This is a genomic window from Kitasatospora sp. NPDC008115, from assembly GCF_042957205.1.
Classification (GTDB): Bacteria; Actinomycetota; Actinomycetes; order Streptomycetales; family Streptomycetaceae; genus Kitasatospora.
Window position 1 is genome coordinate 210854 of the sequence record NZ_JBIBHU010000008.1, and the last position, 23710, is coordinate 234563.

The 23710-nt window shown below is 73.1% G+C and carries 16 protein-coding genes and 1 other RNA gene; 2 read left to right on the forward strand and 15 right to left on the reverse strand.

All coding sequences use genetic code 11. The features are described 5' to 3' along the window. Positions 1–152: 152 nt before the first annotated feature. The 6 genes from ACFZBX_RS13405 to ftsE all read right to left on the reverse strand — a co-directional run bounded on the left by ACFZBX_RS13405 (position 153) and on the right by ftsE (position 6554). A complete protein-coding gene (locus ACFZBX_RS13405) occupies positions 153–2468 on the reverse strand; it encodes a HelD family protein (RefSeq protein ID WP_391533677.1) in 2316 nt (771 codons plus the stop codon). A 128-nt stretch (positions 2469–2596) separates the two neighbouring features. Continuing rightward, positions 2597–2978: a transfer-messenger RNA gene (ssrA, locus tag ACFZBX_RS13410) on the reverse strand. Positions 2979–3066: 88 nt separating this feature from the next. Next, a complete protein-coding gene (gene smpB / locus ACFZBX_RS13415; RefSeq protein WP_350544683.1) occupies positions 3067–3543 on the reverse strand; it encodes an SsrA-binding protein SmpB in 477 nt (158 codons plus the stop codon). 44 nt (positions 3544–3587) lie between these two features. Then, positions 3588–4733: a S41 family peptidase gene (locus ACFZBX_RS13420; RefSeq protein ID WP_391533679.1), complete on the reverse strand. Its 1146-nt coding sequence runs from the start codon at positions 4731–4733 to the stop codon at positions 3588–3590. Positions 4734–4876: 143 nt separating this feature from the next. Then, positions 4877–5788 carry a permease-like cell division protein FtsX gene (gene ftsX / locus ACFZBX_RS13425; RefSeq protein WP_344325131.1) on the reverse strand — a complete coding sequence of 304 codons (912 nt, stop codon included), beginning with the start codon at positions 5786–5788 and terminating at the stop codon, positions 4877–4879. Between the two features lie 76 nt (positions 5789–5864). Then, on the reverse strand, positions 5865–6554 hold the full coding sequence (gene ftsE, locus ACFZBX_RS13430) for a cell division ATP-binding protein FtsE (protein WP_344325128.1): 690 nt from the start codon (positions 6552–6554) through the stop codon (positions 5865–5867). Between the two features lie 351 nt (positions 6555–6905). Here ftsE and ACFZBX_RS13435 point away from each other — a divergent pair, with 351 nt between their 5' ends. Next, positions 6906–7100 (forward strand): hypothetical protein, encoded by a 195-nt coding sequence (locus ACFZBX_RS13435; protein ID WP_344325125.1) that lies wholly within the window; start codon positions 6906–6908, stop codon positions 7098–7100. Between the two features lie 83 nt (positions 7101–7183). On the opposite strand, the gene prfB is transcribed toward ACFZBX_RS13435, so the two are convergent. From prfB to ACFZBX_RS13450, 3 genes are all read right to left on the reverse strand, one after another. After that, positions 7184–8296, reverse strand: coding sequence for a peptide chain release factor 2 (gene prfB / locus ACFZBX_RS13440; protein ID WP_355372900.1), 1113 nt, complete (start codon positions 8294–8296; stop codon positions 7184–7186). A 102-nt stretch (positions 8297–8398) separates the two neighbouring features. Beyond that, complete coding sequence (locus ACFZBX_RS13445) at positions 8399–9658, reverse strand: serine/threonine-protein kinase (RefSeq protein ID WP_391533680.1); 1260 nt, start codon at positions 9656–9658, stop codon at positions 8399–8401. A gap of 223 nt (positions 9659–9881) precedes the next feature. Continuing rightward, complete coding sequence (locus tag ACFZBX_RS13450) at positions 9882–11801, reverse strand: protein kinase (protein ID WP_391533681.1); 1920 nt, start codon at positions 11799–11801, stop codon at positions 9882–9884. A gap of 423 nt (positions 11802–12224) precedes the next feature. Here ACFZBX_RS13450 and ACFZBX_RS13455 point away from each other — a divergent pair, with 423 nt between their 5' ends. Further along, on the forward strand, positions 12225–15044 hold the full coding sequence (locus tag ACFZBX_RS13455) for an FtsK/SpoIIIE domain-containing protein (RefSeq protein WP_391533683.1): 2820 nt from the start codon (positions 12225–12227) through the stop codon (positions 15042–15044). Positions 15045–15216: 172 nt separating this feature from the next. On the opposite strand, the gene ACFZBX_RS13460 is transcribed toward ACFZBX_RS13455, so the two are convergent. From ACFZBX_RS13460 to ACFZBX_RS13485, 6 genes are all read right to left on the reverse strand, one after another. Beyond that, entirely contained in the window at positions 15217–15687 is a 471-nt protein-coding gene (locus tag ACFZBX_RS13460; protein ID WP_391533684.1) for a hypothetical protein, read from the reverse strand. A 287-nt stretch (positions 15688–15974) separates the two neighbouring features. Next, a complete protein-coding gene (locus tag ACFZBX_RS13465; protein WP_391533686.1) occupies positions 15975–16280 on the reverse strand; it encodes an XRE family transcriptional regulator in 306 nt (101 codons plus the stop codon). Then, entirely contained in the window at positions 16281–16652 is a 372-nt protein-coding gene (locus ACFZBX_RS13470; protein ID WP_391533687.1) for a type II toxin-antitoxin system RelE/ParE family toxin, read from the reverse strand. It lies immediately after the preceding gene. Positions 16653–16799: 147 nt separating this feature from the next. Further along, the gene (locus tag ACFZBX_RS13475; protein ID WP_391533688.1) at positions 16800–17858 is read right to left on the reverse strand and encodes a CU044_5270 family protein; all 1059 of its coding nucleotides are present in this window, start codon (positions 17856–17858) and stop codon (positions 16800–16802) included. Then, positions 17855–18484 (reverse strand): RNA polymerase sigma factor, encoded by a 630-nt coding sequence (locus tag ACFZBX_RS13480; RefSeq protein ID WP_391533689.1) that lies wholly within the window; start codon positions 18482–18484, stop codon positions 17855–17857. Before ACFZBX_RS13480 ends, ACFZBX_RS13475 begins: the two co-directional genes overlap by 4 nt. A 102-nt stretch (positions 18485–18586) precedes the next feature. Continuing rightward, complete coding sequence (locus ACFZBX_RS13485; protein WP_391533690.1) at positions 18587–23533, reverse strand: NAD-glutamate dehydrogenase; 4947 nt, start codon at positions 23531–23533, stop codon at positions 18587–18589. Positions 23534–23710: the final 177 nt, after the last annotated feature.

Here is a 23710-nt window from a genome sequence, read left to right on the forward strand (position 1 = left end):
GGGACCACTTGCCGCGAGGCGAGCATGGCGGGTCGGTGTCGTGACTTCTGAAGGCCCCTCACCCGCCGGGTGGGGGGCCTTCGTCGTGCTCGCGGTCCGTGACGGCGCACGGCCCGCCCGGGCGGTCCCGGGCGGGCCGTGCGTACGGGCCGTCAGTCGCGCAGCAGCGCGGGCACGCCGGCCGCGTCCGGCAGGTCGTCCGGACCGGACAGCACGGTCAGCCGCTGGGTCGCCCTGGTCAGCGCCACGTACAGCACCCGCAGGCCCGCCTCCGACTCGCCGGCGATCCCGGTCGGGTCGGCCACCACGGTCGCGTCGTACTCCAGGCCCTTGGCCTCCAGGCTGCCCAGCGCCACCACGCGCCCGCCCAGCCCCTCGGCCCAGCCCGCCGCCTCGGCCCGCCGGTCCATCGGCACCACCACGGCCACCGTGCCGTCCACCTCGCCCAGCAGCCGCTCCAGCTCGGCCCGGGCGGCGGCGCCGAAGGCCTCCGGCGACGGGTCGGTGACGGCCGCGAAGCGCGGCTCGACGCCCACCCGCCGCACCGCGCTCGGCGACGGCGTGCCGGGCGCGGCCAGCGCCAGCACCTTGGCCGCCACCTCGGCGATCTCGGCGGGGTTGCGGTAGTTCACGGTCAGCGTGAAGCGGCGCCGGGGCTTGCCGGACAGCACCTCGTCCAGCGCGGCCTGCGCCTCCTCGGGGAACGGCCAGGAGGACTGCGCCGGGTCGCCGACGATGGTCCAGGTGGCCATCCGGGAGCGTCGGCCGATCATCCGCCACTGCATCGGGGTGAGGTCCTGCGCCTCGTCGACGATCACGTGCGCGTACTCGACCCGCTCGACCGGCACGCGCTCACGCTGCCGGGCGGAGCGGTCGGCGAAGGTGGTGACCTCCTCCAGACCGCTCAGCAGGTCCACCGCGTCCACCTCGCGGACCTTCGGGCGGGCCGGCTCCCCGAGCAGCACCTGCAACTCGTCCACCAGCGCCACGTCGTGCGCCGACAGCGCGCCCTCGCCGCGCCCCGACAGGTGCCGCCAGGACGCCGCCAGCAGCCTCGCCTCGTCCGGGGTGACCGCGCGGCGGGCGATCCGGTTGATGTGCCGGGCCTGCTTCAGCGTGCCGAGCACCCGGCGCGGGGTGACCGCGGGCCACCAGGCGTCCAGGAAGTCCAGGAACGGCGCCTCGTCCGAGACGTACTCGTCGAAGGACTCCTTCTCCTCCTGGCGCTGCTCGCGGGCGTAGTGGTCGGCGGGCCTCGGCAGGTGGCGGGTGGCCTGCTGCCAGAGCGCGTCCAGCAGCAGCCGGCGGGCGCGCGGGCGCAGCAGGTTGAGCGGGGTGCCGCCGGAGCCGATGACGTTGCCGCGCACCGCCTTGAGCCGGCCCGCGTCCAGCTTCAGCACCTCGCCGCGGGCGACCACCTTCAGTTCCTGCGGCGCGCCCAGCTCCAGCGCGGCCCGGGCGGCCCGGCGCAGCAGCTGCACCATCCGGGCCGAGCCCTTGACCCGGGCCGCCTCAGGGGTGTCGTAGGTGCCGGCCTCGATGCCGTCGACCAGCGAGCCGACCGCGCGGATGGCGACCTGGCCCTCCTCGCCGAGCGAGGGCAGCACGCCCTCGGTGTAGGAGACCAGCAGCGGGGTCGGCGAGACCACCAGGATGCCCCCGGCGTACCGGCGGCGGTCCTGGTAGAGCAGGAAGGCCGCCCGGTGCAGCGCGACGGCGGTCTTTCCGGTGCCGGGGCCGCCGGTGACCAGGGTGGCGCCGGCCGCGGCGGCGCGGATCACCTCGTCCTGCTCCTTCTGGATGGAGGAGACGATGTCGCGCATGGAGTGGCTGCGGGCGCGGCCGAGCGAGGCCATCAGGGCGCCGTCGCCGACCACCGCCAGTTCCTCGCCGTCCAGGGTGGGGGTGAGGTCGGGACGCAGCAGGTCGTCCTCGACGCCGATCACCCTGCGGCCCTTGGAGCGGATCACCCGGCGGCGGATGACCCGGCCGGGCTCCAGCGGGGTGGAGCGGTAGAACGGCGCCGCGGCGGGTGCCCGCCAGTCGATCACCAGCGGGCCGTACTCCGCGTCCAGCACCCCGAGCCGGCCGATGTGCAGGGTCTCGGCGACGGCCGGGTCGGCCGGGTCGAGCGGGGTGTCGGAGGGGATGCCGTGCTCCTCCGGGGCGTCCGGCCGCTGGAGGTCGATGCGGCCGAACAGGAAGTCCTCGAACTCGTTGTTGAGCCGCTGGAGGTGCGCGCCGGCCCGGTAGACCTGGGCGTCGCGCTCGGCGAGCGCGCCGGGGGTGCCGACCTGCACGCGCTTGGCGGCGTCCTCCAGGATGTACTCGGCCTCGGCGAGCTTCTCCTCCAGCCGGTGGTAGACGGTGTCGAGGTGGCGCTGCTCACCGGCGATCTCGCGCTCGCGCACGGTCTCGTGGTCGGTGGCGGTGGTGTCCGTGGTGCTGGTGTCCGTGTTGCTCTGCATGGCCTCGGTGGTTGCGGCGGAATCCGGCTCCGGGAAACGAGCGGACGGACGATCCTACGCCCCGGCCGAGGGAAACGTGAAGGCCGCCCTCCGCAACGCGGTGGACGGCCTTCACTGTGAACATGGGGTGGTGGAGATGCCGGGAATCGAACCCGGGTCCAGTGGAGTCAATCGAGGGCTTCTCCGAGCGCAGTCCGCTGTGCTTTTCTCGGCCCTGGCGGTCACACGGACAAGCCGCCAACAGGCCCAGCTGCTGTTTGATTTCCCATCCGCCCTCGCAGCCCGGGCGGACGGTTGAGTTCCCTAGATTATGCCAGGGTCCGGGTCGGGAACCCCCCGGTCTGACACCCAAGCGCTATCGGTGCTTATTAGGCAGCGAGAGCGAACTGCTGGGAATCGCGCTTAGAGTTGGCGATTATTTTTTTGCGACACGTGGTTAACGAGATCATTGCCGCGTTCCTCGGCTCGCTTCCCCTGTTTCAACATCCCCTGTCGAAACCGATCATCCCCATGTTTTTTTGAGAAACAGCGCGGACGGTCGCCCGTCCGTGGTGCTGGGCCCCATGGTACGCGAGGCGACCAGCGAGGGTCCAGCCGATTAACGCTGGCGCCGCCGTGCCGCCGCCACCGCGCGCGCCGTCTCGCGGGTGTCCTGCTTCTCGCGCAGGGTCTGCCGCTTGTCGTACAGCTTCTTGCCGACCGCGAGCGCCAGTTCGAGCTTCACCCGGCCGTCCTTGAAGTACAGCGAGAGCGGGACGAGGGTGTGGCCGGCGTCGCGGACCTTCGTCTCGATCTTGCGGATCTCCAGCTTGTGCAGCAGCAGCTTGCGCTTGCGCCGGGCCGCGTGGTTGGTCCACGTCCCCTGGGTGTACTCGGGGATGAAGACGTTGTCGATCCACGCCTCGTGGTTCTGGATGTAGGCGTAGCCGTCGACCAGGTTGGCCCGCCCCTCGCGCAGTGACTTCACCTCCGTGCCGGTGAGCACGAGGCCGCACTCGTAGGTGTCGAGGATGGTGTACTCGTGTCGCGCCTTCTTGTTCTGCGCGATCAGCTTGTGTCCGGTTTCCTTTGCCATAGCGCGGTCATTCTCGCACCTCCGCCCGGTGCGGAGCAGCCCCTTTACGCGCGGCTGCCGAGACCGTCCAGCACCCGCAGGGCGAGCGCGGCGGCGTCCTCGGAGGCGCCGGCCGGGACGTCGGGGGCCAGTCCGGTGCCCTCCGGGGAGCGGCCGGCCGGGGTGTAGTAGCGGCCGACGGTCAGTTCCAGCACCGCGCCGTCGGCGAGCCGGCTGGGCTGCTGGACGGTGCCCTTGCCGAAGGTGCGCGCGCCCACCACCACGGCCCGGCCGCGGTCCTGGAGGGCACCGGTGAGCAGTTCGGCGGCGCTCATCGTGCCGCCGTCGACCAGCACCACCAGCGGGGTGCGCTGGTCGCCGCCGGGCGGGGCGGTCAGCTCCCGGGTGCCGCCGCGGTCCTGGTACGAGCCGACCGGACCGCCGTCCAGGAACACCCCGGCGGTGCCGGCGGCCTCGTCGACCAGCCCGCCGGAGTTGCCGCGCAGGTCCAGCACCACGCCGGCCCGCGCGTCGCGCGCGGCGGCGCGCACCTGCTCGGCCACGCCGGAGGTGAAGGCCCGCACGGCGATCCGCACCACGCCGCCGGCCAGGTGCTCGACGGTCACCTGCTGGCTGTCCAGCAGCGCCCGGCGCAGCCGGACCTCGCGCTCCTCGCCCTCCTCGCGCTGGACGGCCAGCACGACCTCCGAGCCGGGCTGCCGCTCGGCGCCCTCGCGCCCGCGCAGCCGGGCGACCACCTCGGTGACCGGCAGCCGGTCCGCCTGATCGTCGCCGATCCGCAGCAGCCGGTCGCCGACCGCGATCCCGGCCGCGGCGGCCGGCCCGGCGGGCCGCACCTGGGAGACGGTGGTGACGCCGTCCTCGCCGCGGCCCACGGACAGGCCCACGCCGAGGTAGCGGCCGTCCAGGCCCTGGCTGAACTCGGCGTACTCCTGGGCGCTGTAGTACGCGCCCCAGCGGTCGCCGGTGGCACCGATCAGGTGCTCGGCCTGCTGCTCGGAGAGGTCGGCGCCGGCCGGGTCCTGGCCCGCGCCGATGGTCGCGGCGACCCCGGCGGTGTCGGCCGACGGCGGGCGCGGCGTCGTACCGGACTCGCCCCAGGCGCCGGTGGCGGCTCCCGCCAGCAGGGCCACGCCGAACACCAGGCTGAGGGTGGCCACCTGACGTGCCGCGCGGGGAGTGACTGGCATGGACCGGAGTCTAGGGCGTTCCGCGAACGCCCCGGCCCGGAAAGGGGTGGCGGCGAAACGCCGACGGCCCCGGACGGCGCAGTGCCGTCCGGGGCCGTTCGGGGCCGTCCGGTTCCGCCGGGCCGCCCGGGCCCGTCGGGGTGTCAGACCTTGAGGTACTTGCGGAGGGTGAAGAAGGCCGCGATGCCGGCCATGCCCATACCCACCACGACCAGCAGCGGTATCACCGCCAGCACCGAGGACAGGCCGATGAAGTGGATGAACTGCACCCGCTCGGCGAGCCAGTTCTGGACGAAGAAGTGACCGCCGAGCAGCAGACCGGAGGCCATCACCGCACCGAGCAGCGCGGAGAACGCGGCCTCCGCGATGAACGGCATCTGCACGTAGAAGTTCGAGGCGCCGACCAGGCGCATGATGCCGGTCTCGCGCCGCCTGCTGTACGCCGACACCCGGACGGTGTTGACGATCAGCAGCAGGGCGACGAACAGCATCAGCACCATGATGACGAAGGCCGCCGTCTGGAGGCCGTTCAGCAGGCCGAAGAGGTTCTCCAGGATCTTCCGCTGGTCCTCGACCGACTTGACGCCGGGCTTGCCGGCGAAGGCGCTCTGGATGACGTCGTACTTGGTCGGGTCCTTCAGCTTGACCCGCCAGGACTGCGGGATGGCCTCCGGGCCGAGGACGGAGATGAGCGGGTTGTCCGGGTTCATCTCCTTCCAGTGCTTGTACGCCTCTGCGGAGTTCTCGAAGGTCGAGGACTGGACCACCGAGTCCATCTTGTCCAGCTGGGTCTTGATGTCGGCGATCTGCTGGTCGGTGGCCGCGCCCTTGTCGCACTGGGGCGAGTTCCGGGCATCGGCCTTGGTGCAGAAGTAGATGCTCACCTCGACCTTGTCGTACCAGTACCCCTTCATCGAGTTCACCTGGTCGCGGACCAGGAGGGAGGCACCGGCGAGGGCGAGGGAGAGCGCGACGCTGACGACGACCGCGATGGTCATCGTCAGGTTGCGGCGGAGACCCACACCGATCTCCGACAGGACGAACTGGGCGCGCATGCGTTCAACAACTCCAGGGTCGGTACTGCTGGTCGGGCGAGGCGGGCGGGCGGCCCACGGGGTCAGCGCCGAGAGGTCAGTGCTGGTACCCGTAGACGCCGCGGGCCTGGTCGCGGACCAGCAGCCCCTTGTCGAGCTCGATGACGCGCTTGCGCATCTGGTCGACGATGGCCTGGTCGTGGGTGGCCATCAGCACGGTGGTGCCGGTGCGGTTGATCCGGTCGAGCAGCTTCATGATGCCGACCGAGTTCTGCGGGTCGAGGTTGCCGGTGGGCTCGTCCGCGATCAGCAGCATCGGGCGGTTGACGAACGCCCGGGCGATCGCCACGCGCTGCTGCTCACCACCGGACAGCTCGCCCGGCATGCGGTCCTCCTTGCCGCCGAGGCCGACCAGGTCGAGCACCTCGGGCACCACCTTGTTGATGGCGCTCTTCGGCTTGCCGATGACCTCCAGCGCGAACGCGACGTTCTGCGCGACCGTCTTGTTGGGCAGCAGGCGGAAGTCCTGGAAGACGGTGCCCAGCTGGCGGCGCATGTGCGGCACCTTCCAGTTGGACAGCTTGCCCAGGTCCTTGCCCAGGACGTGCACCTCGCCGTTGCTGGGCCGCTCCTCGCGCAGGCACAGGCGCAGGAAGGTGGACTTGCCCGAGCCGGACGAGCCGACCAGGAAGACGAACTCACCCTTCTCGATCTCCAGCGAGACGTTGTCCAGGGCGGGACGGTTCTGCTTGGGATAGGTCTTGGAGACGTTGTCGAATCTGATCACGGCTGCATCACGGAGGCCATCCTAGGCGGCGCCAGTCCTGGGTCGGTCCGCCCCTCGGGCATGCCCGGCCCGGGGCGGGCGAGGGGAGCGGAACGGCCGCTCCCGGCTTGGGACCATACGCGAACGGGCGCCCGGCCCGCAGGTTCAGGCCGCGACAGCCGAACGGAGCTGGGGGAAAATGCCCTGGTATGCCCCGAAAATTGGGAGCCATCTCACAGCGCGGGGGCCGGAACGCCCGGAACCTGGCACAGTGGAGGGTGCGGTCGGGCACGACCGCTCCGCCGCACAGGGCACGAGAAGGAACCAAGGCCCGGTCCGGTGCGTTTGCAGTAGCAGCGAGGAGGAGATCGCATGACCTGCGACCATCTGGTGTGCGCCCACTGCAACGGCCGCGTCAGCGAGGGCCGCTGCCCCGCGTGCCGTGCCACCCGGGCCCGGCTGCAGGAGCAGCAGGGTCCGTTCGCCGCGCTCTCCCCCGCGATGCTGCTGGCCGTGCTGGCCGGACTGCTCGCGGTGGCGCTGATCGCGCGGCAGGCGCTGGCCTGAGAGACGTACGCGTACGGGGAAGGCCCCCGGCCGGGGTGAACCGGTCGGGGGCCTTCGCTCGTTCCGCCTGACGGCGGCCGCGACTACTGCGCGGCGGTCTCGCGCTGCTTGCGCCACCGGATGCCGGCCTCGATGAAGCCGTCGATGTCGCCGTCCAGCACGCCCTGCGGGTTGCCGACCTCGAACTCGGTGCGGACGTCCTTGACCATCTGGTACGGGTGGAGCACGTAGGAGCGCATCTGGTTGCCCCAGGAGCTGCCGCTGTCCTTGAGCGCGTCCATCGCGGCCCGCTCCTCCTGGCGGCGCCGCTCCAGCAGCTTGGCCTGGAGGACGTTCATCGCGGACGCCTTGTTCTGGATCTGCGAGCGCTCGTTCTGGCAGGAGACCACGACACCGGTCGGGATGTGCGTGATGCGCACCGCCGAGTCGGTGGTGTTGACGCCCTGGCCGCCGGGGCCGGAGGCGCGGTACACGTCGATGCGCAGCTCCGACTCGTCGATGTCGACGTGGTCGGACTGCTCGACGACCGGGAGCACCTCGACACCGGCGAACGAGGTCTGCCGGCGGCCCTGGTTGTCGAACGGGGAGATCCGGACCAGGCGGTGGGTGCCCTGCTCGACGGAGAGGGTGCCGTAGGCGTAGGGGGCCTTGACGGTGAAGGTCGCGGACTTGATGCCGGCCTCCTCCGCGTACGAGGTGTCGTACACCTCGGTCGGGTACCCGTGCCGCTCGGCCCAGCGCAGGTACATGCGCATCAGCTGCTCGGCGAAGTCGGCGGCGTCCACGCCACCGGCCTCGGCGCGGATGTTGATCAGCGCCTCGCGGGCGTCGTACTCGCCCGACAGGAGGGTGCGGACCTCCAGCTCCTCGACCGCCTTGGCGACGGCCGCCAGCTCGGTCTCGGCCTCGGCGCGGGTGTCCGCGTCGTCCTCGGCCTCGGCCAGCTCGAACAGGACGCCCAGGTCGTCGATGCGGCCGCGGAGGCCCTCGACCCTGCGCAGTTCGCCCTGGAGGAAGGAGAGCCTGCTGGTCACCTTCTGCGCGTTCGCCAGGTCGTCCCACAGGTCGGGGGCGGCTGCCTCCTCCTCCAGGCGCGCGATGTCGGCCCGGATCTTGTCCAGGTCGAGGACGGCCTCGATCGACCCCATGGTCGTTTCGAGGTTCTTGAGCTCTTCGGAAGGATCGACGGCTGCCACGCCCCCAGGGTAATGGTTCCCGGGGTGCTCATGACGACCCCGGGTACGTCCTGGGGCCCGCGGACCCCCGGAGCGCGCCGCCGAGGGGCCCGGAGCGCTCCGCTACGGCGCCCTCGGGGCGCCGGACACGCCGGTCGGGCGGGGTCCGGGTCCGGCGTCCGGGGCGGTGGCGGCGAAGGCGGTCCAGGCCGCGGCCGCGCCGGCCAGCAGCAGGACCACGGCCAGCAGCACGGCCAGCACCCGGCGGCGGCGCAGCAGCGCCTGGCGGTCCCGGCGGTGGCCCGCGCCCGGGGCGGTGCGCTGGGCCCGCGACTCGGCCGCGTAGGAGGCCAGCTCGTGCGCGGAGGGGCGGCGCAGGCTGGTGTGGGTGTCCCGGGTGGAGTCGGGGGCGACGCCGGGCACCAGCGGTACGGCCGGGCCGCGGCGGCGCTTGTGGGTGCCGGGGGCGGCGTCCACCTCGGCGTACACCGCCTCGCCGGGGGTCAGCTGCTCCTCGACGGGCGCCCGGCCCTGTTGCGGGACGGCCAGCACCGGCAGCCCGGCGAGGGCCGGCAGCTGCTCGCGCAGCCGGGCGGCCAGCTCGGCGGCGCGCAGCCGGGAGGCCGGGGCCTTGGCCAGGCACTCGGCGATGATCCGCCACAGGCCGTCGGGCAGGCCGGGGATCGCCGGCACCTGCTCGGTGACGTGCCGGCGCAGCACCGCGCCGGTGTGGCCGCCGCCGAACGGGGTGAAGCCGGCCAGCAGCTCGTAGAGCACGGTGGCGAGGGCGTAGATGTCGACGGCGGCGCGCGGCTCCAGGCCCTCGATGATCTCGGGGGCGAGGTAGTCGGGGGTGCCGATGATCCGGGTGGCACGGGTGCGGCGCGGGGCGTCGACCAGCCGGGCCACGCCGAAGTCGGTCAGCTTGGCGCGCGGGGCGCCGCCGGGCCCGGGGGCGGCGGCGAGGTCCAGCAGGACGTTCTCCGGCTTGACGTCCCGGTGCACGATGCCCGCCGCGTGCGCGGCGGCCAGGCCGTCGGCGACGTCCGCGATCACCGAGGCCGCGAGCTGCGGGGGCAGCGCACCGTCGCGCTCCAGCCGGGAGCGCAGGTCGGTGCCCTGGACCAGCTCCATCACCAGGGCGAGGTCGCTGCCGTCGACGACCATGTCGCGCACGCCGACCACCCGGGGGTGGTCGAGGCTGGTCAGCGCGGCGCGTTCCTGGACGAAGCGCCCCACCAGCACCTGGTCGGCGGCCAGGTCCTCGCGCAGCAGCTTGACCGCGACCGGACCGTCCGGGCCCTCGCCGAGCCAGACCGTCCCGGCCGAGCCGCGGCCGATCACCTGGTGGACGGTGTAGCGGCTGCCGATCTTGCGTGCCAATGCTGCTCCGTGGGCGGCGGGAGTGCCCCGGGAGGGTCCGGAGCGCTCGGTGGGGCGGGACAACAGCGACCAACCTACGCGCCCGGACGCCCTCCGCGGGCCGCCTGAGGGCGCTCGGCGGGTCCTGAGCGGCGGGAAATCCCGGGAATTGTCGACAAAGCGTCAATCCCGTTGCCCGGTCCGGTCCCGGTGGCCTCCCGGGAGGCCACCGGGACCCGTCGCGTCAGCCGCCCACCTTGTCGAAGAGGCCGGTCACCCAGTCCTTCGCGCCGGAGAACCAGTCCTGGACATTGGCCCAGTATTCCGGCAGCGGGGTGAAGTTCCACAGCGCCACCACGGCCAGTGCCAGCACCAGCAGCACCATGAGGCAGCCCTTCAGACAGCCCAGGCCCGGGATGTACATCCGGTTGCGGCTGCGCTGGCGCGGCTCGCGGCGCGGCGCCTCGCGGGGCGCCTCGTGCGGCGGCTCGGCGCGGCGCTGCGGGGGCTCGCGGTGCTGCGGGGCGGGCGGCTCGGCCCGGCGCGGCGGGGCGGGCGGGGCCGCCTGCTGCGGGGCGGGGTGCTGCGGGGCGGGCGCGGGGCGGTGGCCGCCGGGCGCCTGCTGCTGCCCGCGCTGCGGGGGCTGGTTGTAGCCGCCGGGCGGCTGCGGACGGCCCGCGCCCGGACCGGCCTGGCCGCCGTGCCCGCCCTGGCCGGCCTGGTAGGGCGGCGGGGCGACCGGCGGGCGCTGGGCGTAGCCGGGCGGCGGGGCCTGTCGGTAGCCGGCCGGGGGCTGCCGGCCCTGGTGCCGGCCCGGCTGCTGGTAGTCCTGGGGGGCGCCCTGCGGCGGACGGGCCCCCGGCCCGGCCTGGCCCGCCTGGTAGGGCTGCGGGGCGACCGGCGGGGCCTCGAAGTCCTCGGGTCCGAAGTAGGCGATCTCGGTCTGCTGGTTGCGGTCCCGGGCCGCCCGCAGCTGGGTCTGCCACGGGTGCGGGGTCTCGGCCTGCGGCGGGCCGGGCGGGGGCGGCGGCACGGCGGTGGGCGGCATCACCCGGGTCGCGGCCGCCGGGTCGAACGGGGGCGGCTGGGTGCCCATCACCCGGGTCGCCGCCGCGGGGTCGTACCCCTGGCCGGGCTGAGCAGGCTGCTGGCCGGCCGGGAGCACCTGGGTGCGGTCCTCGGCGCCGAACGACGCGTCCGCCGGCAGCCCGCCCGGCACGCCCGTCGGCGCCCCCGGCACGGCGGCCGGCTGCGGGTCCGGGACGAGCAGCGCCCCGACGGCGAGCGCCGCGTCCACCGCCGCCGGGGAGGCGTGCACGCCCACCCCCGCCGCGACCACCCGCAGGGCGCCCGCCAGCGACACCGCGCTCGGCCGCTGCGCCGGATCCTTGCGCAGGCAGCGCTCGATCACCGTCCAGAGCGGCTCCGGCATGGTCGACGGCCGCTGCGGCTCCTGGGCGAGGTGCGCGTGCAGGATCGCCAGCGGGTTGTCCCCCTGGAACGGCTGGCGGCCGGTGACCAGCTCGTAGAGCATGATCCCGGCGCCGTAGACGTCCACCGCGGAGGTCTGCGGCCGGCCTTCGGCGGACTCCGGCGCGACGTACGCGGGGGTGCCGACGAACTCGTGGCTGCGGGTGATGCCCGGGGAGTCGGCGAGCCGGGCGATGCCGAAGTCGGTCAGCATCGGGTGCATCTGCTCGGTGCCGTCCATGACGGCGGTGGCGAGCAGCACGTTGGCCGGCTTGAGGTCGCGGTGCACGATGCCGTCGACGTGGCTGGCGGCCAGCGCGTCGGCGATCTGGGCCATCAGCAGGGCGCCCGCGATCGGGCTGAAGGGGCCCTGCTCGCGCAGGTAGCGGGCCAGGTCCGGGCCGTCCACCAGGTCCATCACCAGCGCCAGCAGCTCGCCCTCGACGACCAGGTCGCGGACCTTGACGATGTTCGGGTGGGTCAGCCGCAGCAGCACCGAGCGCTCCCGCAGGAAGCGCATCACCACGTCCGGGTCGGCGGCGAGCTCCTCGCGCAGGACCTTGATCGCCACCAGCTGCCCGGGCGCGCTGCCGGGCACCTCGACGTCGGCGCGGACCCGGCCGCGCCAGACAGTGCCGGTGGCCCCTCGTCCGAGGGTCTCCTCCAGCAGATACTTGCTGCCGACTGGCCGCACTCGCACTCCTCGTCGTGCCGCCCGCGCGGGGCGCTCCTCCGCCGGTGCGGTGAGCCTGCCGGGCCCGTGTTTCCGGCCACTCTAACGGGGTCCGTTGACGTTTTTGAGGCGACCGGCAGGGGCGTTCGCCCGGGTTGGGGGACATCCCCTACGGGAAGACCCGGAGCGTTCGCGAACGGTTCCACGGGGGCCGCGGACCGTGCCCTTCCGGGCGCCGGTTGACCTGATTCCCCGTCGCCTCCACCATGGCGATGATCGCAAGATCGTCAAATCCGGTACGGTGCGCGGACTGTCCGTGACGGATGGCAGGATGACACTCGCCACTCTTGTGGCCCAAGCGGTGTCGCGGCCACCCCCGCTCACCCGCAGCGGCCCGAGACAGCGGCACAAGGCGTCACACCAGCAGAAGGGACCGCGGGCGAGATGCAGATCCGGCTGACCGTCCTCCGACCGCGCAGCGGCCCGGCAGCCGCCGGCTCCGCCATCCCCTATGTGGACGTGCTGGTCACCGCGCCCGTCGGAACCGCGCTCGGCTCCCTGGCGGGCGCCCTCGCGGGTGCCGTGGGAGTGCGCGGACCACGGGCCGCCACCCATGTGCACCTGTACTCCGGGGCGCACCGCGTGGACGAGCACACCCTGCTCGGCCACCCCCCGCTGCTCGACGGCGCCGTCCTCTCCCTCAACGAGCCGGACCCGACCGCCGACGACCCCGACGACGCCCCGGCCTCCGCCGAGCTGCGCGTCGTCGGCGGCCCCGACGCCGGCGGCGTGCACCGCCTGCACGGCCGGGAGATCCGGGTCGGCCGCTCCGGCGAGGCCGACGTCCCGGTCGACGACCCCGACGTCTCCCGGCTCCACCTCGCCCTGCACCTCGCCGACGACGGCACGGTGACCGTCCGCGACCTGGGCTCCACCAACGGCACCACCGTCGACGGCCGGATCGTCCCGCCCGGCCCCCCCGAGGAGGCCGTCCCGCTCGACGGCACCGGCCTGGTGCGGATCGGCGAGACCACCCTGCGGATCACCGTCCCCGACCCCCGGGACGGCACCGCGGCGCCCACCCGCGCCGCACTGCCCGACGGCCACGGCCACCTCCAGCTCGCCGCCCCGGCCCCGGTCCGCCCCGCGCCGCCCGCCGCCGAACCGCCGGCCGCCCCCGAACCGCCCGCCGGGCGCGGCCGCGGCCTGCTCTCGCTGCGGCTCGGCCGCTCCGCCGCTGAACCGGCCGAGGAGAGCGCCGAACGCCACCACACCGCCGCCCGGGTCCGACAGGCCGCCGCCCAGCGCGAGCGCTGGCCCGACCTCGCCACCCTGCTGCTCAACGCGCTCGGCCCCGGCCCCCGGCTCTGGGAGCGCGGGCCCGGCCACCCCGACGCGCTCACCCTGCGGCTCGGCACCGCCGACCGGCCCGGCGGCCCCGGCACCTCCCCCGGCACCGTGCTGCCCGCCGTCCCGGTCACCGTCGACCTGCAGACCGCCGGCAGCCTCGGCCTCAGCGGCCCGCGCGAGCGCCTCGACGCGCTCGTCCGCGCCGTCGTCGCCCAGCTCGCCGCCCTGCACCCGCCGACCGGGCTCAGCCTGGTCGTGGTCGACGCCGACCCGGCCCGCACCCCGCAGGACCGCGCCGACACCTGGGCCTGGGCGCTGTGGCTGCCCCACCTGCGTCCCACCGACGGCCAGGACTGCCGACTGCTGCTCGGCCTCGACGACGAGCAGGCCGCCGCCCGGCTCACCGAGCTCACCGGCCGGCTCAGCGGCCCGGTCGGCCTCGGCGGCCACCCCGCCACCGTCGTCGTGGTCGACGGCCGCCCGGGCACCGAGTCCGCCCGGCTGGCGCTCGACCTGCTGCTGCGCCAGGGCCCGGCCGTCGGCATCTTCCCGGTCTGCCTCGCCGAACAGCCCGAACTGCTGCCCCGCGGCCTCGGCGCCACCGCGCTGATCACCGGCGAGGTCGGCACCCAGCTCTCGATCGACCGCCCGAGCCCCACCGCCCGCGGCCGCGAGACCGTGCACGAGGTCTCCCTGGACGCCGTCTCGGACGCCTGGGCCGAGCGGCTCGCCCGCGTCCTCGCCCCGCTGCGCGAAGCCGCCCCGGCCAACCGCGGTCCGCTGCCGGACGCGCTGCGCCTGCTCGACCTGCTCCAGCTCGACACCGTCACCCCGGCCAAGCTCTCCGCCCGCTGGACCGCCCACGCCGGCGGCATCGGCGCCGCCACCGCCCTGCTCGGCACCACCCGCGACGAGCTGTGCGTCCTCGACCTCGCCGACCCCGAACTCGCCCTCCCCTCCCCCGACCCCGGCGGCCCGCACCTGCTGATCGGCGGCGCCCGCGGCTCCGGCAAGACCGAGCTGCTGCGCACCCTGGTCGCCTCGCTGGCCGTCTCCGAGCGGCCCGAACGCCTCGCCGTCACCATCGTCGAGGGACGGGCCACCGAGGACGGGCTCGCCGGGTGCAGCGAGCTGCCGCACGTCACCGGCCGGGTCAACGCCGCCACCGACCCGCGCGCCGCGCTGCTTTCCGCCGAGGCGCTGGAGGACGAACTGGCGCTGCGCGAGCGGCTCTTCGACGGGCTGGACTTCGCCTCCTGGCACGCCGCCCGCATCCTCGACGGGGAGCCCGTCCCGGTCCCGGCCACCGTCGGCGCCCCGGCCGCCCCGGCCGCCGCCCGGGTCATCCACCCGCGCAGCCCCGACTCCCCCGCCGCCCCGGTGGCCGCGCCGTCCGTCTCCGGGCCGTGCCCGCCCCGCCTGGTCGTCGTGGTCGACGACTACGACGCCCTGCTCGCCCCGACCTCCCCGGTCGGCCGCCCGCTCGCCCGCGCCCTCGCCGCCATCGCCCGCCGCGGCGGCCCGCTCGGCATCCACCTCGCCGTCACCACCGGCCGCCCGGACGAGACCACCGGCACCGACGTCGACGAGGCCGCCCTGCTGCGCATCGCCCTGCGCACCGAGGACCCGACCGACTCCGACCTCCTCATCCACCTCGGCGACGCCGCCGCCCTGCCCGACTCCACCCCCGGCCGCGGCTACCTCCGCCTCCCCGACGGCGGCGTCACCGCCTTCCAGACCGCGCGGATCAGCGGCCGGATCCCCCGCACCGCCACCCTGCGCCCCACCGTCGTCGCCATCGACCCCCACACCCTCGGCGCCCCACCCGCCCGCCGCCCCGTCCGCGAACTCGGCAACGGCCCCACCGACCTCGCCCTCCTCGCCAGCGCCCTCCAACGCGCCGCCGCGCGCTGACCCGGGAAGCGCCCGACCGCCCCGCCGCGGCCGCGGCGGGGCGGAGGCCGTCGCGGCTCGACTCCGGACAGACCGGAAACGCCGGGCCCGCGTCCACAGACGCGGGCCCGGCGAGAGAGCCCCTGGCAGGCCCGGGACCCCCGTACCCGCACCTACCTCGCTGACCTACCGGTCAGCAGGGCACCACGGCGTCGAGGGTGACCGGGGTCGATCCCCAGCCGGGCTTGGTGACGCTGAAGCTGCCGTGCACGGTGGAGCCGCAGGCCACGGTCCCGCCGACGCCGCGCACGGCGGTCTGGGTGAGATTGAACCGGGTCCACTTGTTGACCGTGCCGAGCGAGGCACCCCCCACGACCTCGCCGTTGAGCACGGTCACGACGTCCTCGGGCTGCGGGTACGGGCCGCCCGGGCTCGGCGGACCGGCCAGGTAGATCCAGCCCACCAGCTGAACATCGCTGCCGTTCACCTCGGCACACAGCCAGGTCGACAGCCCGGCCTGCAGCTTGGTCGAGCTGCAGATCTCCGCGGTGGCGGTCGTGCTCGTCGCCCCGGCCTGGGCGGCACCCGCCTGGGTCGGCGCCGCCAGCATCGCCACGGCACCGGCAGCACCGGCCAGCGTCAGGGCGAGTCGGTTCGTTCGCATCGTCCTACTCCTCCTTCAAGAAATGCCATACATGACATTTCACCTATGCCATGGCAGTCACTCTGGCATGCATCTCGAAGGCCCGGCCGCCGATCGCCCTGGAGATCGATCATCGGACCGGAAACCGGCCTTCGATGGCGCGATCACTGCCGGTTGACACAACGACAGACCGTACGGTGGAGGACACCCGGAGACGGCTGTGGGGCCCGCTTGCACCGGGCCCCACAGCTTCACCCGCCCTCAGCGAGCCCCTCGCCCGGCGAACCAGGCTGTCGCGCACCCCCGCGCTACTGGATCACCAGCTGGCGGTCGCCGAAGTCGGCGACCAGGCGAAGCCGGCCGCCAAGCGCCTCCACGTAGGCGCGGATCGTGGCGAGTGCCGCACTGTCGAGCTCGCCCTTCTCCAGCCTGGACACGTTCGGCTGGGTCACGCCGATGATCTCGGCGACCTCGACCTGAGTAAGCGCCTGCTCCCTGCGAATCTCCGCGAGACGGTAGGCACGAACTTCGGCGTCGAGCTTGGCGCGGTGGGCGGCGACCCGGGCTTCATCGGTGACAACCTCGGGCCGGACCTCTTTCCAGGACCTGGCCATCTACTTCTCGCCTCCCTTGAGTTCTTTGAGGTGCTGGTCGAATCGAGCGTCTGCGACCGGGATGTTCTCCTCGTACCACCTGTTCCAGGCGCCCGTCTTGTCGCCGGCGACCAGGAGGATGGCTTCGCGTTCAAGGTCGAACGCGAAGAGGATGCGGATCTCGGCCTCACCGCTGGTGCGGGGTCGCAGCTCCTTCATGTTGTGGTGCTTCGACTTCTTGATCCGGTCGACGAGCGGTCGGCCGAGAGTGGGGCCTTCGGCTTCGAGCTTGTCGATGGCCGCCGAGACCTGGTCGGCGATCTCCGGCTCGTCCTCGCTGAGCCGGACGAACCAGGTGTCGACTTCATCGTGCAACGAGACTTCCCATGCCACCGGCCAATTATGCGCCTTGGGCTATATGCGCCACAAGTTATACTGCTCACCGCTCCACGTCCGGCTTCAGCACCCGGAGACGGCTGTGGGGCCCGCTTGCACCGGGCCCCACAGCACTTACCTGTCTTTCGGGTGAGCCGTGGCGGCTCAGGCGTTCTTCTGCTCGGGCTCCTCCCCGGGCTGGTCGACGACGGTGCGGGCGAGGACGGCGGAGTGGCCGGCGACGGTGCCCGGCTTGCCCAGGTCGCTGCCCTCGTCGACGACGACGATGCGCTCGCCGAGGAACTCGTGGGTCTTCGGGTCGAAGATCCACTCGGTGCGGGTGCCGGCGTTCACGTGGGCGACGGCCACGCCGTGGCGGCCGGCGGCGTCCACCGAGTCGTCCACCACGGTGACGCCGGGGATCTTCGCGGCGGCGCGGTAGAGCGCGGCGCTGACGGCCGGCGGGGCGATCTGCTCGCGCAGCAGGTCGCCGATGGTCACGAAGGCCTCCTGGTCAGGGGTCTGGCCCTGGCCCTTGGTCTCGGCGTAGATCTTCTTCAGCAGCGCGTCCGGGTCGGTCGGCAGCCCGGCCAGGTACGCGTACGTCGGGGCGCCGAGGGACGGCTTGGTGGTCGGGTCGACCCACTGCCCGCCGTCGGTGCGCGGCGCCGGCTCCCCGGGCTTGGTCTTCTCCGGGGCGATGGCCTTGCCGTCCGCCCGCTCCTCCTTGAGGACGCCCCACTGGCTGCCGTCCGCCGAGAGCCAGATCTGGCGGCGGTGCGCGGGGTCGATCTTCGACTCCCCGGTGGCCATGTTGACGCTGGCGAACGCCACCAGGCTGTCCACGTAGACGAACTGGCTCTTGCCCGGCTTCGGGTCGGGCTTGCCGGCCACGGTGTCGGCGGCCTGGGTCAGCAACTGGACGGCCCCCACCGGGGCGGCGTTCAGCGTGCCGCCCCCCGCGGTCTGCTGCTGGGCCTGCTGCTGCGGTGCCGGGGCGCCCTCGCCGCCACCGCTGCTCAGCACCACCGCCAGCGCCAGTCCGCCCGCCAGGGCGGGCAGCGCCACCCAGCCGAGCCTGCTGCGACGGGCCCGGGCGGGCTTCGTCTCCCGGATCTCACTCATCAGATGTCCCCTCAACAACCGGTGGCGGTCGGCGGAGAGCCCTGTCCTCGCCGGGCCCGGCACCAGCCGGTCCAGCTCGGCGCGTTCGTCCTCGTTCATCGGTTCGTCTCCCGTATCGACCGGGCCGCGACGACGCGGCCACCCCGTACCTGTCCGGGGGTCGGGCACGGTTCCCGGCCGTTGCGCAGTTCCTCGTCGGCGAGCGCGCGCAGCTTGGTGCGGGCGCGCGAGAGCCGTGAACGCACCGTGCCGATCGGCACCCCCAGGGCCTCGGCCGCGCTCGCGTAGTCCAGCCCCGCCCACACACAGAGCCCGAACACCTCCCGCTCGGCCTTCCGCAGCCGCCCGAGCGCCCGCCGGGCGGCGGCCAGCTGCGCACTGTCGTCGAGCCGCCCCACCAGCTCGTCCGCGAAGTCCGGCACCGTCTCCCGGGCTGGCAGCCGCTCCATCGCCGCCCGGTGCCGGCGCGCGGCCCGGGCGGTGTTCCGCATGACGTTCGCGGCGATCCCGAACAGCCAGGGCCGCACCGCCCCGCCGTCCTCCCGCAGCCTGTGCCGCAGCCGCCACGCCTCCAGGAAGGTCAGCTGGACGACGTCCTCCGCGACCGCCCAGTCCCCGGTGGCCCGCACGGCGTAGCGGTACAGATCACCCGCCGTCTCGTCGAACAGTTCCCCGAACGCCCACTGATCGCCATCCCGTATCCGTCCCCGCTGCGACAGTTCCACACCTCCACCTGTCCGTACCGCCCCATCGGGTTCCCGGCACAACGCGGCGGGCCCGCGTCCGGGAGAGGACGCGGGCCCGCCGTTCACGACGTCGACCGGAGGTCAGCGCATCGAACCCGTGCGGAGCAGGGTGCGGATGACGCGCATCGCGACGGAGAGGCTGGACAGCTCGTAGTTGTCCGAACCCCTTATGTCGTCGAGGGTGCTCTTGGCGCGGTTCAGCAGGGTGGCGTTGAGGTCCGCCCAGGCGGTGTACCGGTCCTCGGGGGCGGCGTCCTCGGGGCCGCAGGCCAGGATGTCGGCGGTCAGCGCCGCGTGGGCCGCGAAGAGGTCCTCGCGGATGGCGGCGCGGGCCATCGACGACCAGCGGTCGGTGCGCGGCAGCTCGATGATGCGGTCGAGCAGGTGGGTGATCTGGAGGCGGTCGGCGAGGTCGTAGTAGAGCTCGGCGACCTGGGCGACGTCCTTGCCGGAGCGGTCCGCGACCTCGGTGATGTCCAGGGTCGGGAAGGTCGAGGACAGGCCCGCGATCCGGGTGGCGAGCTCCTCCGGCACGCCGGCCTCGGTGAGTTCGTCGTAGATCTTCTCGAACCAGGCGAGGTCGTCGCCGCGCAGCGGCTTGGGCAGCGAGCCCCAGACCTGGTTGACCCGGTCGTGGAAGAACTCGATGGTGCCGGCGATGTCCAGCGGCTGGCGCCGGTTGTTGAGCATCCACCGGGTGGCGCGCTCGACGAGGCGACGGGCGTGCAGCCGCATCTTGGTCTGGGCACGGGCCGGGACCCGGTTGTCCAGGCCCTCGATCTCGGACCAGATCTCCCCCAGGCCGAAGACGGCCCGGGCGGCGGTGTGGGTGCGGGCGACCTCCTCGTAGGTCGCGCCGGTCTCCTCCTTCAGGCGGAAGGCGAAGGTGCAACCGCCGCGGTTGATCGTGTCGTTGACGATCAACGTGGTGATGATCTCTCGGCGCAGCGGGTGCCGGTCGATCTGCTCGGCGAACCGGGCCCGCAGCGCGCTCGGGAAGTAGTCGTGCAGCGCGGTGCGGAAGAACGGGTCGTCGGGCAGCTCGGTGGCGAGCAGCTCGTCGGCCAGGGTGATCTTGGTGTAGGCGAGCAGCACCGACATCTCGGGCTGGGACAGGCCCCGGCCGTTCTGCTGGCGCTCGCGGATCTGCCGCTCGGTGGGCAGGAACTCCAGGGCCCGGTCGAGCTGACCGCCCGACTCCAGGCGGTTGATCATCCGGGAGTGGACGTTGACCATGCTGTGCGCCTGGGCGACCGCGTTGGCCAGCACCATGTTCTGCGCGTAGTTGTTGCGCAGCACGAGGTGGCCGACCTCGTCGGTCATCTCGGCGAGCAGGGTGTTGCGCTGCTTGACCGTCATGTCGCCGTCGGCGACCACCTGGTTGAGCAGGATCTTGATGTTGACCTCGTGGTCCGAGGTGTCGACGCCGGCCGAGTTGTCGATGGCGTCGGTGTTGATCCAGCCGCCGTTGCCCTCGGGGCCGCCGGAGGAGGCGTACTCGATGCGGCCCAGCTGGGTCCACCCGAGGTTGCCGCCCTCGCCGACGACGCGGGCACGGACCTGCTCGCCGTTGACGCGGATGGCGTCGTTGGCCTTGTCGCCGACCTCGGCGTTGGACTCGGTGGAGGCCTTGACGTAGGTGCCGATGCCGCCGTTCCAGAACAGGTCGACCGGCGCCTGGAGGACGACCTTCATCAGTTCGGCGGGGGTGAGCCGGCTCTCGGAGACCCCCAGCACGGCCCGGATCTGCGGCGACAGCTGGATCGACTTGGCGCTGCGCGGGAAGACGCCGCCGCCCGCCGAGATCAGCGACTTGTCGTAGTCGTCCCAGGAGCTGCGGGGCAGCTCGAAGAGGCGGCGGCGCTCGGCGTACGAGGCGGCCGCGTCCGGGTTGGGGTCGAGGAAGATGTGGCGGTGGTCGAACGCGGCGACCAGGCGGATGTGCTCGCTGAGCAGCATGCCGTTGCCGAAGACGTCGCCGGACATGTCGCCGATGCCGACGACGCTGAAGTCCTCGGTCTGGGTGTCGTGGCCGAGTTCGCGGAAGTTGCGCTTGACGGACTCCCAGGCGCCGCGGGCGGTGATGCCCATGCCCTTGTGGTCGTAGCCGGCCGAGCCGCCGGAGGCGAACGCGTCGCCCAGCCAGAAGCCGTAGGACTCGGCGACGCCGTTGGCGATGTCGGAGAAGGTCGCGGTGCCCTTGTCGGCGGCGACGACCAGGTAGGTGTCGTCCTCGTCGTGGCGGACCACGTCGGCCGGGTGGACGACCTCGCCGCCGACCAGGTTGTCGGTGATGTCCAGCAGCGCCGAGATGAACGTCTTGTAGGACGAGACGCCCTCGGCCAGCCAGGCGTCGCGGTCGACCGACGGGTCCGGCAGCTGCTTGGCGACGAAGCCGCCCTTGGCGCCGACCGGCACGATGACGGTGTTCTTCACCATCTGCGCCTTGACCAGGCCGAGGATCTCGGTGCGGAAGTCCTCACGCCGGTCGGACCAGCGCAGACCGCCGCGGGCGACCTTGCCGAAGCGCAGGTGCACGCCCTCGACCTGCGGCGAGTAGACCCAGATCTCGAACGCCGGGCGCGGGGCCGGCAGGTCCGGGATCGCCTGCGGGTCGAACTTCATCGACACGTAGGAGTGCCACGCGCCGGAGCCGTCGTGCTGGAAGAAGTTGGTCCGCAGGGTGGCCTTGATGAGGTGCAGGAAGGAGCGCAGGATGCGGTCCTCGTCGAGCGAGACGACCTCGTCCAGCGCGCCGGCCAGCTCCTCCAGGATGCCCTCGGTCAGCTCCAGGGCGCCCTGCTGGTGGCTGGGGCTCAGCCGGGCCTCGAAGAGGTTCACCAGCAGGCGGGTGGTGTGGGTGTTGTTGCGGAGCGCGTCCTCCATGTAGTCCTGGGAGAACGTGGAGCCCGCCTGGCGCAGGTACTTGGCGTACGCGCGCAGCATCATCGCCTGGCGCCAGGTCAGCCCGGCGGTCAGGACCAGCTCGTTGAAGCCGTCGTTCTCGGCCTTGCCGGTCCAGGTGGCGGCGAAGGTCTCCTGGAAGCGCTCGCGGGCCTCGTCGGTCAGCTCGACGGCCTCGCGCAGCCGCAGGCCGAAGTCGTAGACCCAGGCGGTGGTGTGGTCGGAGCGGGTCAGCGCGTACGGGTGCTCGTCGAGCACCTCGACGCCCAGGCGCTGGAGGACCGGCAGCACCTCGGTGAGCGAGATCGGGCCGCCCACCCGGTAGATCTTGAAGCGGCGCTCGTCGTCGCCGGCGCCGACCGGCTGGTACAGGTTGAGCCGGAAGTCGCCCTCGCCGTGCAGCGACTCGATCTGCTTGAGGTCGGCGACGGCGGTGCGCGCGGTGAAGTCGGCGCGGTAGCCGTCGGGGAAGGCGTTGGCGTACTTGCGGGAGAGCTCGGCGGCCCGCTCCTCGCCCAGCTCGACGTGCAGCTGATCGTTGAAGCCGTCCATCCAGAACCGGGCGGCCTCGGCCAGCTTGGCCTCGATCCGCTCGACCTCGGAGTCGGTCAGCTGCGGCAGCTCGCTGCCGGGGGTCACCCGGACGACGAAGTGCAGACGGGTCAGCACCGACTCCGTCGACCAGACCGTGTAGTCGATCGAGGCGCCGTTGAGCTCCTGCATCAGGATGTCCATCAGGCGCAGCCGGATGCGGGTGGTGTAGCGGTCGCGCGGCAGGTAGACCAGCGCGGAGAAGTAGCGGCCGTACTCGTCCTGGCGCAGGAACAGCCGCAGCCGGCGGCGCTCCTGGAGGTACAGGACGCTGGTGGCGATCTGGAGCAGCCCGTCGGCCGGGGTCTGGAAGATCTCGTCCCGGGGGAAGGTCTCCAGGATCTGCAGCAGGTCGCGGCCGTCGTGGCTCTCGGTGGAGAAGCCGGACTGGGCGATGACGTCCTGGACCTTGCGGCGGACCACCGGGATGCGGCTGACCGACTCGGTGTAGGCGGCGGCCGAGAACAGGCCGAGGAAGCGGCGCTCGCCGACGACCTCGCCGTTGGCGTCGAACTTCTTCACGCCGACGTAGTCGAGGTAGGCGGGGCGGTGCACGGTGGCCCGGCTGTTGGCCTTGGTGAGGACCAGCAGCTTCTTCTCGTGGGCCTTGGCGCGCACCGGCGCGGAGAGCCGGCCGAAGGCCTCGCTGACGGCGTGGTGCTGCTCGTCGCGGCTGACCGGGTCGGAGCGCAGGATGCCGAGGCCGGTGCCGGCGACGGCCCGCAGGACCTCCTCGCCCTCGTGCTGGACGAGGTCGTACTCGCGGTAGCCGAGGAAGGTGAAGTGGTCGTCGGCGAGCCAGCGCATCAGCTCCCAGGCCTCGCCGACCTCCTGCTCGGGCAGGCCGGCCGGGGGCTGCTCGGCGAGCTCGTCGGCCAGGCGCAGCGCGGAGTCGCGCATCTTGCCCCAGTCCTCGACGACCTCGCGGACGTCGCCGAGCACGCGGCGCAGGTTGGTCTCGATCTCGCGCAGGTCGTGGCGGTCGGTCTCGCGGTCGATCTCGATGTGCATCCACGACTCGACGGTCGCGTCGGCCGGCCACTCGGTGCCGGCGGCCTGGCTGCGGGCGCAGGCGTCGACGTCGAGGATCTCCAGCAGCTTGCCGGTGATGTCGCGGCGGACGACCAGCTGGGGGTGGATGACCACGTGGATCGCACGGTCCTGGCGGGAGAGCTCGTTGGTCACCGAGTCCACCAGGAACGGCATGTCGTCGGTGACGACCTCGACCACGGTGTGGCCGCAGGACCAGCCGTTCTCCTCGACCGAGGGGGTGTGCACCCGCACCTCGGCGGTGCCCTGCGGGCGCTTGAGACCCAGGCGGTAGTGGGAGGCCGCCGCGCCGTAGACGTCGACCGGGTCGCGGTCGACCAGGTCCTCCGGCGCCGTGTGGAGGTAGTAGTGGTGCAGGTACGCGGACAGAGCGCCGTTGCTCAGTCCCTCCCCCGGCGCCGCTCCCCCCACCTGGCTGTTCTCAGCGGCTGCTGCTGCCTTCCTGAGCAGTTCGGCCTTGGCTGCGTCCAGCTTGGTCTGCATGACTTCTTGGCTCCTGTCGCGCGCCGTTGCGTGACTCGGTGGTGGACTCGGTTCGCACCGCCGGGTCTCCCGCAATCCTGCCGCACCGTCCTGCTGAAAGGGCCCCATGGCGCGCATGGAACACCTCTGCAGCGGGTAGGACGAGACGTTCGGCCTCTGCGGAACCACCCGACGACG

Bases quoted from the DNA above. Each gene is read 5' to 3' on its own strand.
- ACFZBX_RS13405 (WP_391533677.1), bottom strand. From the start codon at position 2,468: ATGCAGAGCAACACGGACACCAGCACCACGGACACCACCGCCACCGAC.
- smpB (WP_350544683.1), bottom strand. From the start codon at position 3,543: ATGGCAAAGGAAACCGGACACAAGCTGATCGCGCAGAACAAGAAGGCG.
- ACFZBX_RS13420 (WP_391533679.1), bottom strand. From the start codon at position 4,733: ATGCCAGTCACTCCCCGCGCGGCACGTCAGGTGGCCACCCTCAGCCTG.
- ftsX (WP_344325131.1), bottom strand. From the start codon at position 5,788: ATGCGCGCCCAGTTCGTCCTGTCGGAGATCGGTGTGGGTCTCCGCCGC.
- ACFZBX_RS13435 (WP_344325125.1), top strand. From the start codon at position 6,906: ATGACCTGCGACCATCTGGTGTGCGCCCACTGCAACGGCCGCGTCAGC.
- ACFZBX_RS13455 (WP_391533683.1), top strand. From the start codon at position 12,225: ATGCAGATCCGGCTGACCGTCCTCCGACCGCGCAGCGGCCCGGCAGCC.
- ACFZBX_RS13460 (WP_391533684.1), bottom strand. From the start codon at position 15,687: ATGCGAACGAACCGACTCGCCCTGACGCTGGCCGGTGCTGCCGGTGCC.
- ACFZBX_RS13465 (WP_391533686.1), bottom strand. From the start codon at position 16,280: ATGGCCAGGTCCTGGAAAGAGGTCCGGCCCGAGGTTGTCACCGATGAA.
- ACFZBX_RS13475 (WP_391533688.1), bottom strand. From the start codon at position 17,858: ATGAACGAGGACGAACGCGCCGAGCTGGACCGGCTGGTGCCGGGCCCG.
- ACFZBX_RS13485 (WP_391533690.1), bottom strand. From the start codon at position 23,533: ATGCAGACCAAGCTGGACGCAGCCAAGGCCGAACTGCTCAGGAAGGCA.